Origin of the sequence: Cyanobium sp. WAJ14-Wanaka, from assembly GCF_024345375.1 — a bacterium.
GTDB lineage: Bacteria > Cyanobacteriota > Cyanobacteriia > PCC-6307 > Cyanobiaceae > Cyanobium_A.
Genome location: NZ_JAGQAZ010000001.1, coordinates 606,710 through 619,496, shown reverse-complemented (window position 1 = coordinate 619,496; position 12,787 = coordinate 606,710). Strand labels below are relative to the sequence as shown.

The 12,787-nt window shown below is 62.5% G+C and carries 17 protein-coding genes; 6 read left to right on the top strand and 11 right to left on the bottom strand.

The window, feature by feature from the left end; genetic code table 11:
• Positions 1 to 5: 5 nt before the first annotated feature.
• Together rpsO and ruvA are read right to left on the bottom strand one after the other, a co-directional pair.
• On the bottom strand, positions 6 to 275 hold the full coding sequence (rpsO, locus tag KBY49_RS03495; protein ID WP_254933364.1) for a 30S ribosomal protein S15: 270 nt from the start codon (positions 273 to 275) through the stop codon (positions 6 to 8).
• 76 nt (positions 276 to 351) lie between these two features.
• Positions 352 to 1,014, bottom strand: coding sequence for a Holliday junction branch migration protein RuvA (gene ruvA, locus KBY49_RS03490; RefSeq protein ID WP_254933363.1), 663 nt, complete (start codon positions 1,012 to 1,014; stop codon positions 352 to 354).
• A 21-nt stretch (positions 1,015 to 1,035) separates the two neighbouring features.
• Here ruvA and KBY49_RS03485 point away from each other — a divergent pair, with 21 nt between their 5' ends.
• On the top strand, positions 1,036 to 1,530 hold the full coding sequence (locus tag KBY49_RS03485; protein WP_254933362.1) for a hypothetical protein: 495 nt from the start codon (positions 1,036 to 1,038) through the stop codon (positions 1,528 to 1,530).
• Here the strand turns inward: KBY49_RS03485 and KBY49_RS03480 are convergent.
• A complete protein-coding gene (locus tag KBY49_RS03480) occupies positions 1,508 to 2,383 on the bottom strand; it encodes a DMT family transporter (protein ID WP_315856990.1) in 876 nt (291 codons plus the stop codon). The genes KBY49_RS03485 and KBY49_RS03480 overlap by 23 nt on opposite strands.
• A 52-nt stretch (positions 2,384 to 2,435) precedes the next feature.
• Between KBY49_RS03480 and dnaG the strand changes: the two genes are divergently transcribed.
• Positions 2,436 to 4,544 carry a DNA primase gene (gene dnaG, locus KBY49_RS03475; RefSeq protein ID WP_254933361.1) on the top strand — a complete coding sequence of 703 codons (2,109 nt, stop codon included), beginning with the start codon at positions 2,436 to 2,438 and terminating at the stop codon, positions 4,542 to 4,544.
• On the opposite strand, the gene KBY49_RS03470 is transcribed toward dnaG, so the two are convergent.
• A complete protein-coding gene (locus tag KBY49_RS03470) occupies positions 4,496 to 4,765 on the bottom strand; it encodes a hypothetical protein (RefSeq protein WP_254933360.1) in 270 nt (89 codons plus the stop codon). The two genes, dnaG and KBY49_RS03470, sit on opposite strands and share 49 nt — an antisense overlap.
• A 136-nt stretch (positions 4,766 to 4,901) precedes the next feature.
• Here KBY49_RS03470 and KBY49_RS03465 point away from each other — a divergent pair, with 136 nt between their 5' ends.
• Complete coding sequence (locus tag KBY49_RS03465) at positions 4,902 to 5,147, top strand: hypothetical protein (RefSeq protein ID WP_254934002.1); 246 nt, start codon at positions 4,902 to 4,904, stop codon at positions 5,145 to 5,147.
• Between the two features lie 13 nt (positions 5,148 to 5,160).
• On the opposite strand, the gene KBY49_RS03460 is transcribed toward KBY49_RS03465, so the two are convergent.
• From KBY49_RS03460 to KBY49_RS03450, 3 genes are read right to left on the bottom strand one after another with little or no spacing between them, the layout of a single operon-like run.
• On the bottom strand, positions 5,161 to 6,465 hold the full coding sequence (locus KBY49_RS03460; protein WP_254933359.1) for a Y-family DNA polymerase: 1,305 nt from the start codon (positions 6,463 to 6,465) through the stop codon (positions 5,161 to 5,163).
• Between the two features lie 7 nt (positions 6,466 to 6,472).
• A complete protein-coding gene (locus KBY49_RS03455) occupies positions 6,473 to 6,838 on the bottom strand; it encodes a S24 family peptidase (protein WP_254934001.1) in 366 nt (121 codons plus the stop codon).
• 29 nt (positions 6,839 to 6,867) lie between these two features.
• Positions 6,868 to 7,095 (bottom strand): hypothetical protein, encoded by a 228-nt coding sequence (locus KBY49_RS03450; RefSeq protein ID WP_254933358.1) that lies wholly within the window; start codon positions 7,093 to 7,095, stop codon positions 6,868 to 6,870.
• Positions 7,096 to 7,152: 57 nt separating this feature from the next.
• Between KBY49_RS03450 and KBY49_RS03445 the strand changes: the two genes are divergently transcribed.
• Genes KBY49_RS03445 through KBY49_RS03435 form a run of 3 tightly spaced genes read left to right on the top strand, consistent with a single transcriptional unit; the run spans position 7,153 to position 10,459 of the window.
• Positions 7,153 to 7,785: a succinate dehydrogenase gene (locus KBY49_RS03445; protein ID WP_254933357.1), complete on the top strand. Its 633-nt coding sequence runs from the start codon at positions 7,153 to 7,155 to the stop codon at positions 7,783 to 7,785.
• Positions 7,782 to 9,704 (top strand): fumarate reductase/succinate dehydrogenase flavoprotein subunit, encoded by a 1,923-nt coding sequence (locus KBY49_RS03440; RefSeq protein ID WP_254933356.1) that lies wholly within the window; start codon positions 7,782 to 7,784, stop codon positions 9,702 to 9,704. Before KBY49_RS03445 ends, KBY49_RS03440 begins: the two co-directional genes overlap by 4 nt.
• Positions 9,701 to 10,459, top strand: coding sequence for a succinate dehydrogenase/fumarate reductase iron-sulfur subunit (locus tag KBY49_RS03435; RefSeq protein ID WP_254933355.1), 759 nt, complete (start codon positions 9,701 to 9,703; stop codon positions 10,457 to 10,459). Before KBY49_RS03440 ends, KBY49_RS03435 begins: the two co-directional genes overlap by 4 nt.
• Here KBY49_RS03435 and KBY49_RS03430 read toward each other — a convergent pair.
• From KBY49_RS03430 to KBY49_RS03415, 4 genes are read right to left on the bottom strand one after another with little or no spacing between them, the layout of a single operon-like run.
• Complete coding sequence (locus KBY49_RS03430) at positions 10,410 to 10,745, bottom strand: hypothetical protein (protein WP_254933354.1); 336 nt, start codon at positions 10,743 to 10,745, stop codon at positions 10,410 to 10,412. The two genes, KBY49_RS03435 and KBY49_RS03430, sit on opposite strands and share 50 nt — an antisense overlap.
• A 39-nt stretch (positions 10,746 to 10,784) precedes the next feature.
• Positions 10,785 to 11,786 (bottom strand): type I glyceraldehyde-3-phosphate dehydrogenase, encoded by a 1,002-nt coding sequence (gene gap, locus KBY49_RS03425; RefSeq protein ID WP_254933353.1) that lies wholly within the window; start codon positions 11,784 to 11,786, stop codon positions 10,785 to 10,787.
• Positions 11,787 to 11,811: 25 nt separating this feature from the next.
• The gene (locus tag KBY49_RS03420) at positions 11,812 to 12,237 is read right to left on the bottom strand and encodes a hypothetical protein (protein WP_254933352.1); all 426 of its coding nucleotides are present in this window, start codon (positions 12,235 to 12,237) and stop codon (positions 11,812 to 11,814) included.
• Between the two features lie 12 nt (positions 12,238 to 12,249).
• Entirely contained in the window at positions 12,250 to 12,741 is a 492-nt protein-coding gene (locus tag KBY49_RS03415) for a pentapeptide repeat-containing protein (RefSeq protein WP_254933351.1), read from the bottom strand.
• Positions 12,742 to 12,787: the final 46 nt, after the last annotated feature.

Sequence of the window (12,787 nt, the reverse complement as noted above, 5' to 3'; positions counted from 1 at the left end):
AGGGATCAGCCGCGGATGCCCAGCTTGCTGATCAACTTGGAGTAGCGCTCCTGGCTGATGCCCCGCAGGTAGCCGAGCAGGCGCTTGCGGCGGCCAATCATCTTGAGCAGCCCCTGGCGGGAGGAGAAGTCGTGCTTGTTCTTCTGCAGATGGCCAGTCAACTGGGTTACCCGCTCGCTGAGCATGGCCACCTGAACCTCGACCGAACCCGTGTCGGTGCCGTGGGTTTGGTGGCCGTTGATCAGTTCCTGCTTTTGGGTGATGGTGAGCGGCATGGGCTGGGAAAGAAAACGCAGGCTGGGCCCCGTTTCGGGAACCTACGGTGCAATGCAACATCTTAACGTCCAGCGGTCAAGCCACTTCGCGAGAAAGCCAGCGCAGGCATTCGCGAATCCAATCATCGGCAGTCGGGGCTTCCGTTAGGCCCATGCCCGCCACGGCCCTGATGGCGCGGTGGATTTCCAGCACCTCGTAGCCCAGGGCGCCCAGGGTTATTTGCACTGCCTCGCGATCGCTCCCCTCCGGGCCCGAACCGTCGCTAATTTCTGCCTCGCCGCCGAAGCCTTCAGGCCCCGAGGGATCGAGTGATGCCGCATATCTCTGTTGCAGTTTTGTGCGCAGCTCCACCGCGAGTCGCTCGGCCGTGCGCTTGCCGACCCCAGGCGCCTGGGTCAACTGGCGCAGGTCGGCATGGACGATTGCCTTGATCAGGACAGCCGGCTCCAGGGTTCCCAAGAGGCCCATGGCCATCTGTGGGCCAACCCCACTTACGGCTACTAGTTCGCGAAATAAATCCCGCTCGTGGCGTTCGCCAAATCCAAATAGGGTCCAGGCGTCTTCCCGGATTGAGGGGTGGATATGGAGGCTGAGGTTTGTTCCCGCTGGGGGCAATTTCAGCCACTGCCTCTGGGTGATCAGCACGTCGTAGCCCACCCCTTGGCAGCGCAGTTGGAGCCCGTAACGCTTGTCGAGCTGCCACGGATCAGCCAGTTCGCCTTGCAGCCAGCCGATCATGGGAGCAGTGAATGGCTCCCCATGCTGCACTCCGTAGCCGATCCTGCCCAGCGCTCCAGCCCCCAGGCCCGGCTCCTGGCCGTTGTGGTGGCATGGCTGCTCTACCTCGGGCTGGCCCTGGGTTTGGCTGGCTGCGATGGTCGCTCCCAGCCGCCAACTGCAGTGGTGCAGAGCGCTTTGAAGCTCCAGATAGAACTGACCCAGGCCGATATTTCCGAAGCGCTTCAGGTGAAACCCCCTGGCAGCCCAGAGGTGAGCCGGGTAAGGGTCGAGCAACGGCAGGGCCTGGCCATCGGTGCTGGCCGGGGCGTGCGGGTGGAGGGCCAATTTGATTGGCGCCTTCCCGGCGACCCCGTGCGGGTTGATAGCCCCTTCGAGATTTATCTGCAGCGGGGTGAGCGCGGCCAGAGCTGGCGTTTGGCCCGACCCCGTGGCGATCAGGATCCCCTAACTCCCGAAACTGACAGCCCAAACAAAGGCAACCAGCAATGGATCACCGATCCCCTGCCGGTTTGAGTTCGCCGTTGGCGGGGCGGTGGGGACTGCTCAGGCTGATCAGGGTGGCAGCCATCACCAGCAGCGCGCCGGTGATGGTCCACCGGTTGATTGTTTCCCCAAACACGATCCAGCCCCATAGGCCAGCAAAAATTACTTGCACGTAGCTGATGGCGGTGGCCCTGGCCGCCGGCAGGGCCATGATTCCGCGGGTCAGGTACACCTGGCCGATCTGGGTGAAAAGGCCTACTCCCACCAGCCAGATCAGCTCCACAGGGGTGGGCAGAACCGGATCCAGCCAGACCAGCGGGATGCTCATCGGCAGGGCAACCAGGGGGAAATAGAACACCACCACAAGAGGGTGCTCGGTGTTGGCCAGGGAGCGCACGCTCACGTAGGCAATGGCCGTTAGGAGGGCGCCACAGATGCCAACTAAAACCGGTATGAGCGGTAGGGGCATGGAGCCGCCAAACAGGGTCGCCGGCTGGGCCACTATCAGCACGCCCAGCCAGCCGATGGCAATGGCCGCCACCAACCGCTTGCTGAGGTGTTCCCGAAGACCCACCCAGGCCAGCACCCCCGTAAAGGTCGGATAGAGGTACTGCAAAACCGTGGCAGAGGCCAGGGGCAGGCTGGCAAGGGCGCTGTAAACGCACAACAGCGCTCCCGTACCTACGCATCCGCGCCAAACCAGCAGGCCCCTGCGATTTCCCCAGGGCGATATGGCCGCCCGCTTTAGCAACCACCAGCTCAACACCACACTCAACAGGCTGCGGGCAAGCACCACTTCCGCCGCCGGAATTCGCGTGCCCACTTGTTTTACGCAGAGGCTCATCAGGCTGAAGCTGAAGGCGCTGGCCACCATGTGCAGCATGGCCAGGCGACGCCGGTCAGAATCCGGGCCTGCCTCGCTTGGTTGATCGCCTTTGAGCTTGCCCCGTCTCCACCCCCGCACGATTGAGGCCGTCAAGGAACGTGCTGACATCGTTGATGTGGTGGGCGAGCACGTGGTGCTCAAGAAAAAGGGACGGGAGTACGTCGGGATTTGCCCCTTCCACGACGACACCTCACCGTCAATGACGGTTTCTCCGGCCAAGCAGTTCTACTACTGCTTTTCCTGTGGTGCCGGCGGCAACTCCATCAAGTTTTTGATGGAGCTTCAGCGCAACAGCTTCAGCGACGTGGTGCTGGAGCTGGCCCGCAAGTACCAACTGCCGATCGAAACCCTCGATGGCCCCCAGCAGGAACGGCTGCGCAAGCAACTCTCCCGACGGGAGCAGCTGCACAGGGTTCTGACCCTGGCGGCAGGTTGGTTTCGGGGCCAGCTGCGCAGTCCGGAGGGGGCCGGTGCCCTGGCCTACCTGCGGGAGGCCCGAGGTCTGAGCGAAGCAACCCTGGAGGCCTTTGAGTTGGGCTACGCCCCCGACCAGTGGGATGGCCTGCTCAACCATCTGCAGCAGGTGCACAGCTTGGGACCTGAGCTCCTGGAGGCGGCGGGTCTGGCGGTGCCCCGTAAGGCCCGCTCCGGTGAGACCAGCCAGGGTTTTTACGACCGTTTTCGGCACCGGGTGATGGTGCCGATCAGGGACCGCCAGGGCCGGGTGATTGGTTTTGGCGGCCGCAGCCTCGATGGCGGTGAGCCTAAATACCTCAATTCCCCCGAGACCGAGGTATTTGAAAAGGGTAAGAACCTATTCGGCCTGGAACGGGCCGCCAGTGCGATTCGCAAGGACGATCGGGCCGTGGTGGTGGAGGGCTATTTCGATGTGATTGCCCTGCACGCCGCCGGCATTACCAATGCCGTGGCCTCCCTGGGCACTGCCCTCAGTAGCCAGCAGATCACCCAGCTCTGCCGTTGCTGCGAAGGTCGAAGGCTGATCCTCAATTTCGACAGTGATGGGGCCGGGGTGCGGGCGGCCCAGCGGGCCATTGGCGAGGTGGAACAGCTGGCCTTACAGGGCCAATTGGAGCTGAGGGTGCTCCATTTGCCATCGGGAAAGGATCCCGATGAATTCCTCAAGGACCACGGCGCTGGTGATTACCGCTCCCTACTGGATCAGGCGCCGCTGTGGCTGGATTGGCAGATCGAGCAGGTGCTGGCCGATCGTGATTTGGCTAAGGCCGATCAGTTTCAGCAGGCCGTATCCAGCTTGGTGGTGCTGCTTGGCAAGCTGCCCCAGAGCGCCGTTCGCAGCCACTACCTGCAGCGGGTGGCGGAACGCCTATCCGGCGGCCAGGCCCGCATGGCCCTGCAGCTCGAAGATGACCTGCGTCAACAGGTCAAGGGCCAGAGGTGGCATGGCCGCTCTCAAAAATGGGAACAGCCTGGAGAAGCCGGCCTGCGGGAGCGGGCTGAAGCTGAACTGCTCCGGCTTTATTTGCACTGCCCCAGCCATCGCCCTGCGATTCGCCGGGAATTGCGCCAACGGGATGTGGAGGATTTTGCCCTCCAGCACCACCGCTTGCTCTGGGCGGCGATCAGTGGCCTTGAGGAGGACAACCTTGGCCCAGGTCGCATTGAGGCGATCAACCGGGGTGGCGATCCCGGTGACGAGCTGGCGGACCTGGATCTCCCCAACCTGCTCAGCGACCAATTGCTGGTGGAGCAGAGCGCCCTGCTCAGCCGTCTGACGCCCCTTTTGGAACCCAATGAGCTGCAGCGCATGGCCTTGAGCCAGCCCCTGCTGCAGTTGCGGGGGGCCACGGCGGCCTTAGAGCGCCAGCGCAGCCTGAAACGATGTCGCCACCTGCTTGATGCCTGGAGCAGCCAGCGCTTGGAAACCCTGGAGCGCTGCATCGCCCGGCTACTGGAAACCGAGAAGCAGGAGGCCCATGCAGCCCCATCCGGCCTGGCACCGGTGAGCGACATGGAGAACCGCATCGAAGGACTCTTTGCAGAGCTAAATGGCGACGCCCTGCGCTTTCAGGAGCTCTATTACAAAGAACGGCGTTACCTCGAGGAATTGGATGCCCGACGCCGGGCCGGCTATGCAGAGGTGGTGCAGGCTGCGGCTGGCGACCTGCGGGGCGAGTGACTTTTGCGGTTTAGTCGCACCCTGTAGGCGTTTGAAGCGGCACCCAGTTGGTGCATCAGGGCATCGCGGGCTTCTTCCTGCAGTTCTTCGAGGGATGCCGCTTCGATTTCAATCCTGGGATATGTGGCAGCCACAATTAACTGGGTGGAAGCCATTAACTGGGCGGAGGCCCTCAGCTGACCCGGCTCCTCACTGTGTAAATCAAAAACAACGTCGCGCATGGATATCAACTTCAACAGCACCAGCTTGACCGCGATCTATGCGCTTGGGATGTGTCGCTGGGCACGGAGAACCGTATTTCTGCGGGCGGTTTAACGCCCGTTGCTGGCTACCATTTGGTTCTATTGATCAGCTTTAATTGTGGCCTTTTTTGAGGTGCTCTGGCACGGAGAAGGCATCGGCGATGGCGGCGATCTTGAGGAAGCCCTTGCTGGCTACTTGGCCGTCAAGCCTGAGGCTGGCACCTGGGCTGAAGCCTGCGCTGCCCCGGGTGCTTCCCCCTGCATCAGGCGTTATGAATCCTTTGAGGCTTTTCTAGACAACGCCGATGAGTTGGAGACCATCCCTGTGACCGCAGAGATGATCGAGCAGGCCCTCGCTTGAGCCCCCTATCCAGCTAGGCCCTGGCGGTGGGAATGGCCTCGAGCTTGGTGGTGGCAGCCCTGGAAAGGCGGGATCGGCCCATGCGCCAGGGGGCGTTGAGACCACAGGCCGCCCATTGCACCGATCCCTGGCCATAGCGGTGGTTAAGGCCATCGACCGTGGCCATCAAAACCTCCCGTTTGCGTTGTTGTTCAGGCGATAAGGAGACCAGCAGGTGGTGCTGCAACAACCCATCTCCCACCAGCTGCTGCATCAGCACCCCAGCTTTTTGCAGCGGTTTGTGGGGGTGGAAGAGCTGCTCGGCCAGGGGCAGCGCTGCCGCCAGCAACACGGCGGTGTCGTTGCTGGGCACGGCCAGGCCCACCGTGGCAGCCCGGCTATAGAAGCTCGTGCCATTGAACGGGCTACTGCGTACAAACACCGTGACCATGCCGGTGCATTGGCGTTGCTGGCGCAACTTCTCTGCCGCCCGGGCCAGGTAGGTGGCGATCGCCTCCCTGAGCTGGCCCAGCTCGCGGATTGGCTGGCCAAAGCTGCGGCTCACGCAGGTTTCCCTTTTGGCGGCTGGCAGCACCGTGAGTGGCAGACAGGCCACGCCCCGCAGCTCCTGTTGCAGACGCAGCCCCACTACCCCACATTTGTGCCGTAATTCGCCGCTGGCCATGTCGCGCAGGGCCCTGGCGTCGGCAACGCCCCTCAACCGGCACCAGCGAGAGAGTTTGCGGCCGATCCCCCACACGTCTTCGATGGCTACCGCCTCTAGATAGGGGTCGGGATCGTCGATGGCCCCAAGGTCAAGGATTCCTCCGTGGACCTGGTTCCCCTTGGCGAGCTTGTTGGCCAGCTTGGCCAGCACCTTGGTGGAGGCCACCCCCACCGCCACCGGTAGGCCGAGTTGGCATTGCACCGCATGGCGCAGCTGCAGGGCCCATTGGCTGAGATCACCATCGCCCTGGGGGCGGTGCAGTTGGCCGAAGGCCTCATCGATCGAATAGATCTCCAGCTCCTCCACCCACCGCTCCAGGGTGGCCATCAGCCGCTGGCTCATGTCGGCGTAGAGGGCGTAGTTGGAGCTGCGCACCAATACGCCCTGGCACTCGAGACTCCGCTTCACTTGGAAGTAGGGAACCCCCATGGCGATGCCCAGGGAGCGGGCTTCGCGACTGCGGGAAACAATGCAGCCATCGTTGTTGGAAAGCACCACCAAGGGCCTTCCCAGCACGCTGGGGTCAACCACTGCTTCACAGGAGGCGTAAAAGTTGTTGCCATCGATCAGGGCTACGGCAACTGGCCTGGGCCCGCGGTGATTTGGCTCCATCCCAACCTCAGAAACTGTGGATGCGCTGGGTCGCGACGCCCCAGAGCCGTGCGTCATCGCGGCCCGTCAGGGGGAGATCTCGATAGGCGGGATTGGCGGCCACCAGCAGCCAGTTTTCGCCCCTTTGGACCAGGCGTTTCAAGGTGAAACCATCTGCCAGTAGGGCCACCACGATGTGGCCGTGGTGGGCGGCCAGGGCCCTGTCTACGAGCAGCCAGTCGCCGCTACGGATGCCGGCCCCCTGCATCGAATCACCGCTGACCCGCAGCAGCACGGTGGCCTGTCGGTGGCGCACCAATTCCTGGTTCAGGTCAATGCCCATTGCTTCTTCACCCTCTCGGTCCACCCCGTCGTTCACACCGCTGCCCAGCACCAACGCAAACCGACGCTAGTTCATTTGAACTATTCTGGTGTGGTGTCGCTGCCACCCGTGAAGCGGCGATAGAGGGCGAAGCCGCCGGCGCCCCAAGCCAGCGTCCAGATCACGAAGGTGGTGAGGGTGCCGAGCTGGCCGGTTTCCAGGGAATAGATCCCGGCGTTGATCAGGCCGGCATCGATCAAGGAGCCGCCAATGCCCCAGCCCAGCACCCAGCTGAATAGAAAGCCGATGGCTTGAAGATTGCCTGTCATGGCCAGGAAGTTAGGCGATAATGGCTATCTGGCTCCAGCTTGATAGCTCGATTTGTAGTGATCCCATCAGCTGTTGCGCCTTGGATTGCCCGCTCGGGGTTGTTCCTGGTGCTGTTTTTATTGCTACATCTGGCCGGGGTAAGCCTGGCCCTGCTGCAACCGACGGCATTTGAGGCCTATGCCACCTCGCTGCACCAAAGCCCCTGGTTGCTGCCCGCAGAGGGCCTGCTGACGGCTGCCCTATTGGGCCACCTAACGCTGACGGCCGTGAAGGTGATGGCCAACCGTCGGGCGGGCAACCGTGCCCAGTTGGTCAGTCGGCGGCCCGATGGCTGGGGCGCCCTGGCGGCCCGCAGCCTGCCCCTTAGCGCTGGGATTCTGCTGCTGTTCATGGCGGTGCACCTCTGGCAGCTGCGTTGGCCCAGGCCGCCGGCAGGCCTGGAGTTGGCCAGGCTGCTCGAGGTGCTCAGTACCCCCTGGAGCCTGCTGCTTTATGGCCTGGCCGGATTGGCGGCGGGGTTTCACCTCTTCCATGGCGGCGAAGCGGCCCACCGCAGCCTGGGCCTGCTGGATCCCGCTAATGCCCAGGCGATTCGCCTCGGATCGAGGCTGGTGGCCCTGCTGGTGGGTGGTGGTTTCGCCCTGGTGCCGGTGTTGCTAAGCGGAAGGGCCGCGGGGTGGCTGGGATGAGTGGCCTGCCCGATCCCCGCATTCCCGATGGCCCCCTGGCCACGGCCTGGCGCCGCACCCGGGCTGGCCTGCCCCTGATCAGTCCGCTGCGCAAGCGCAAATTGCGGATCCTGGTGGTTGGCAGTGGCCTGGCCGGATCAGCGGCGGCGGCCACCCTGGCCGAACAGGGCTACCAGGTGCAGCTGGTCACCTTCCACGACAGTCCCCGCCGGGCCCATTCGGTGGCAGCCCAGGGGGGGATCAATGCCGCCAAGAACTACGCCAACGATGGCGACAGCGTGGAGCGCCTTTTTGCCGACACGGTCAAGGGCGGCGACTTTCGGGCCCGGGAGGCAGGTTGTTATCGCCTGGCCGAGATCAGCGGCTCAATCATTGACCAATGTGTGGCCCAGGGAGTGCCCTTCGCCCGGGAGTACGGCGGCACCTTGGCCAACCGCAACTTCGGCGGTGCGCTGGTCAGTCGCACCTTTTATGCCCGGGGTCAAACCGGCCAGCAATTGCTCTATGGGGCTTACCAGGCCCTGATGCGCCAGGTGGCAGCAGGGCGGGTGGAGTTGCTAACCCGGCGCGACATGCTGGAGCTGGTCAAGGTTGATGGGGTCGCCCGCGGCGTGGTCTGCCGCAACCTGCTAACGGGAGCGCTTGAGAGCTACACCGCCAACGCTGTGTTGTTGGCCAGTGGTGGTTATACAAACGTCTATTACCTCTCAACCAATGCCCTGAAGTCCAATGCCAGTGCGATTTGGCGCGCCCACCAGCAGGGGGCATTGTTTGCCAATCCCTGTTTTACCCAAATCCATCCCACCTGCATTCCCAGTGGTGATGCCTACCAAAGCAAGCTCACCTTGATGAGTGAAAGCCTGCGCAACGATGGCCGGGTCTGGTTGCCGCTCACCCCTGGGGATTGCCGCCAGGCCGACCAGATTCCCGAGGCAGAAAGGGACTACTTCCTAGAGCGTCAATACCCCAGCTACGGCAACATGGTGCCCCGGGATGTGGCCTCGAGACGGGCCAGGGAGCTCTGCAATGGCGGCCGTGGGGTGGGTCCCGGTGGCCGATCCGTGTATCTAGATTTCAACGACGCCATCCAAAGCCAGGGTTCAGGGGTGATTGGGGCGCGTTACGGCAACCTATTTGAGATGTATCAGCGGATCACAGGTGACGATCCGATGCGATCACCGATGCGGATATATCCCGCACCCCATTACACGATGGGAGGCCTGTGGGTGGACTATCACCTAATGAGCTCGATTCCGGGGTTGTTTGTACTCGGTGAGGCCAATTTTTCGGAGCATGGCGCCAATCGGCTTGGAGCCAGTGCCCTGATGCAGGGTTTGGCCGATGGCTACTTCATTGCGCCAGCAACCGTCACGGCCTGGCTGGCCGAGGCCGGTGCCCTGGGCCAGGGGGATTCCCCGCTCCAGGAGGCCTGCCGGGAGGCGATGGACAGGGCTGGGCTGCGTATAAATGGTTTGCTGGCCGTGGCTGGCGATAGGCCCGTCGACAGCTTCCACCGTGAGCTGGGCCATTTAATGCTGGAACACTGCGGTATTAGTCGCAGCGCCGCTGGCCTACGGGCCGCTCTGGTGGCAGTGGCCGATTTGGAAGGGCGTTTTCAGCGGGAAGTTCGGGTGCCAGGCGAGGCGCTGGAGCCCAATGCGGAGCTGGAGAAGGCCCTACGGCTCAGTGATTTCTTTGGTCTGGCCCAGTTGATGCTCCGGGATGCCCTGGCCCGGGAGGAATCCTGCGGGGCCCACTTCCGGGAGGAGCACCAGAGCCCGGAAGGTGAGGCCGTCCGCGACGACAAAAACTTTGCCCACATTGCGGCCTGGGAATATCGGCAGGGCGCTGATCCAATCAGGCACCAGGAGCCCCTTGCCTTCAGCCAGCTCCAGCCCAGCACCCGCAACTACCGATGAGTAATCCGCTCTCCCTAAACCTGCGGATTTGGCGTCAGGAAAGGGCTGACCTGCCTGGCAGCTACGTCAACTATCGGCTGGAGCAGGTCTCGGCAGATCTCTCCCTGCTTGAAGCTCTAGACCTACTCAATGAGCAATTAATCGTGTCGGGCGAGCGGCCGGTGCTTTTTGAGCACGATTGCCGCGAGGGAATTTGCGGCAGCTGCGGCTTCCTGGTCAATGGTCAGGCCCATGGTCCCCAGGCGGCTACCACCGTTTGCCAGCTCTATCTGCGCCGTTTCAAGGACGGCGACACCCTCACCCTTGCACCTTGGCAGGCGAAGGCATTCCCCTTGATCCAAGACCTGGCCGTGGATCGAGGCGCCCTTGATCATCTGATCGAGGCAGGTGGTTTTTGCTCAGTAAATACCGGCAGTGCCCCAGATGCCAATGCCCTATTGGTGGGCCGCCAGCAGGCCAGTTCAGCCTTTGAAACCGCCACATGCATCGGCTGTGGCGCATGCGTAGCAAGTTGCCGCAACGCATCCGCCAGCCTGTTTGTGGCCGCCAAGCTGGCCCACCTGGCCCAGCTTCCCCAGGGGCAACCTGAGCGCGCGACCAGGGCTGAAGCGATGCAGCGGCAGATGTTGAAGGAAGGTTTTGGAAGTTGCAGTAGCCAGCTCGAATGTGAAGCGGTTTGCCCCAAGCAGATTTCCGCCGATTGGATCAGCTGGATGCATGGTGAGCGGCGCAGGTTGGCTGAAAGCGCTGGATGAATTGTTCGAGCTGCATTGGCCCACAGCGGCGCTGCCAGTTACTTGAATTGGGGTAGCGCCGCCAGCACTCAAGGCTGATGCCGTTGGCTTTCTGCTCCAGGCGGTATTGATAACTGCAGTCGATACCGCATGCCTGCCCCCTGATCTCACTTGGCAGCAGGCCTTCGCAGGCGATGGTGGCTGCCAGCCAGGCAGCCACATCCTGGGGCCGGCCGGCAGGGAGCAGCAGGTTTAGGGGCGGCTGGGAGCCCTGGCTGCTGAAGGTAAGGATGGCTTTTGGACCCACGGGGCAAGGAGCGACACCCTTACCTGTGCCACACCTGTCTCAGACAACCGTCGCCATGTGGAGCATCAGGTCAAGGCACTTGCAGCTGTAACCCCATTCGTTGTCGTACCAGGCGACCACCTTCACGAAGGTGTCGGTGAGGGCAAGGCCGGCGCCGGCATCGAAAACCGAGGTGCAGCTCTCACCGAGGAAATCGCTGCTGACCACTTCGTCTTCGGTGTAGCCAAGGATGCCGGCCATGGGCCCCTCAGCCGCTGCCCGCATGGCGGCCTTGATCTGCTCGTAGCTGGCCGGCCTCTCCAGGTTCACCGTCAGATCCACCACCGAAACGTCGGGGGTGGGCACCCGGAAGGACATCCCGGTCAGTTTGCCGTTGAGTTCAGGGATCACCCTGCCAACCGCCTTGGCGGCGCCGGTGGAGCTGGGGATGATGTTCTGGCCAGCACCGCGGCCACCGCGCAAGTCCTTGGCCGAGGGGCTGTCGACGGCCTTCTGGGTGGCTGTGGTGGCATGCACCGTGGTCATCAGGCCGTTGACGATGCCGAAATTGTCGTTGAGAACCTTGGCCATCAGGGCCAGGCAGTTGGTGGTGCAGCTGGCATTTGAGACCACGTCTTGGCCGGCATAGCTGCTGTGGTTGACCCCCATCACAAACATCGGCGTTTCGTCCTTGGAGGGGGCGCTCATTACGACCCTTTTGGCGCCGGCGTTGATGTGGGCACGGGCACTTTCATCACTTAGAAAAAAGCCGGTGCTTTCCAGCACGTAATCGGCGCCAATCTCCCCCCACTTGAGCTGGTTGGGATCGCGCTCGGCCGTAATGCGGATGCTCTTGCCGTTGACCACCAGCTGGCCGTTTTCTATGCGTACATCACCCTGGAATCGGCCATGGGTTGAGTCGTAGCAGAGCATGTAGGCCAGGTACTCCACATCGATCAGGTCATTGATCCCCACCACCTCAACTTCGCCCAGGCTGCAGGCCCGGCGAAAAGCGAGGCGGCCGATGCGACCAAAACCGTTGATACCGATGCGAATGGCCATGGACACTGACTAGTCAAAAACCAACCTAGGAGCTTTCTCCTAGGTCATCGTCTTCGAGTAGCAATTGCTGAAAAACGGTGTAAAGCTCGGCGTCCCCCATGCCAGGGGCCCGCTTGGGTTTCCCCGTGTTGGTGGGGGACTTCCCTGAAGCAGCTTTATTCGGGAGAGCTGCTTGGGGAGGAGCCACTGCGGTGGCCCGCTGCCCCTCGGCCTTTTTGAGTCTTTCCAGCAGATGGGGGGGCACCGTTCCATCGGGGCTTACCTGCATCAATTCGCGAAAAAGGGCATCCGGGTCCTCTTCGGTTTCGACCCGATGGCGCCTCTCACTGGCCTTGGTGCCTGCAGCAGACTGGCTGGGGATGTCGCTGTTTTTGACAGGTGTAGGCAGGGCTTTAGGCAGGCTGCGGCCCAGCTCCTTAAGCCGCTCCAGGCTGTGGGCGTCAAAGCTCATGGCACACTCCGCTCAACTACACCCAAGGGTGTCGCGGGTGCTGCGACCTGTCACTGAATTGCTGCCATGGGCACTGGCGCACAGGGTTTTCAGGGCATCGGCGCGCAGGGGCACATTGGTGAAATCGGCGCCCTCGATCACTACATTCTTGAATTTGGTGTTGAACGCAAAGGCGTCTTCGAGCACGGCATTGGTGAGGTTGGTGCCATCGAAGATCGCTGAATCGAGGGTGGCCTCCTTCAGGTTTGTGTTGCTTAGGTCCGCATCCTGCAATTTCGCGCCAAAGAGGCTTGCCCCCTGCAGGTCAGAACCGGCAAAGGTTGCATCCCTCAGGTTCGTGAGATTGAAGGTGGCTCCCCTCAGCTCCTGGCCGCTGAAATCGGCCCCAATTAATACCTGCTTGGCCACGTCCATGGCCGCGTAGGCGGGCTGGGCAAAAGCGCCTGAGAGAAGCAGGCATAGGGCACAAAGCAGCCCCCAAACAGGGCGGTGGCGGCGGGCCATGGCGGCTGTGCAACAAACCCCAGCCTACGAACCTTCCCCGTGGGAA

Bases quoted from the DNA above. Each gene is read 5' to 3' on its own strand.
- KBY49_RS03485 (WP_254933362.1), top strand. From the start codon at position 1,036: ATGCTGCACTCCGTAGCCGATCCTGCCCAGCGCTCCAGCCCCCAGGCC.
- KBY49_RS03460 (WP_254933359.1), bottom strand. From the start codon at position 6,465: ATGGAGCCAAATCACCGCGGGCCCAGGCCAGTTGCCGTAGCCCTGATC.
- rpsO (WP_254933364.1), bottom strand. From the start codon at position 275: ATGCCGCTCACCATCACCCAAAAGCAGGAACTGATCAACGGCCACCAA.
- KBY49_RS03435 (WP_254933355.1), top strand. From the start codon at position 9,701: ATGAGTAATCCGCTCTCCCTAAACCTGCGGATTTGGCGTCAGGAAAGG.
- gap (WP_254933353.1), bottom strand. From the start codon at position 11,786: ATGGCCATTCGCATCGGTATCAACGGTTTTGGTCGCATCGGCCGCCTC.
- KBY49_RS03470 (WP_254933360.1), bottom strand. From the start codon at position 4,765: ATGCGCGACGTTGTTTTTGATTTACACAGTGAGGAGCCGGGTCAGCTG.
- ruvA (WP_254933363.1), bottom strand. From the start codon at position 1,014: ATGATCGGCTGGCTGCAAGGCGAACTGGCTGATCCGTGGCAGCTCGAC.
- KBY49_RS03415 (WP_254933351.1), bottom strand. From the start codon at position 12,741: ATGGCCCGCCGCCACCGCCCTGTTTGGGGGCTGCTTTGTGCCCTATGC.
- KBY49_RS03450 (WP_254933358.1), bottom strand. From the start codon at position 7,095: ATGACAGGCAATCTTCAAGCCATCGGCTTTCTATTCAGCTGGGTGCTG.
- KBY49_RS03420 (WP_254933352.1), bottom strand. From the start codon at position 12,237: ATGAGCTTTGACGCCCACAGCCTGGAGCGGCTTAAGGAGCTGGGCCGC.
- KBY49_RS03480 (WP_315856990.1), bottom strand. From the start codon at position 2,383: ATGCTGCACATGGTGGCCAGCGCCTTCAGCTTCAGCCTGATGAGCCTC.
- KBY49_RS03440 (WP_254933356.1), top strand. From the start codon at position 7,782: ATGAGTGGCCTGCCCGATCCCCGCATTCCCGATGGCCCCCTGGCCACG.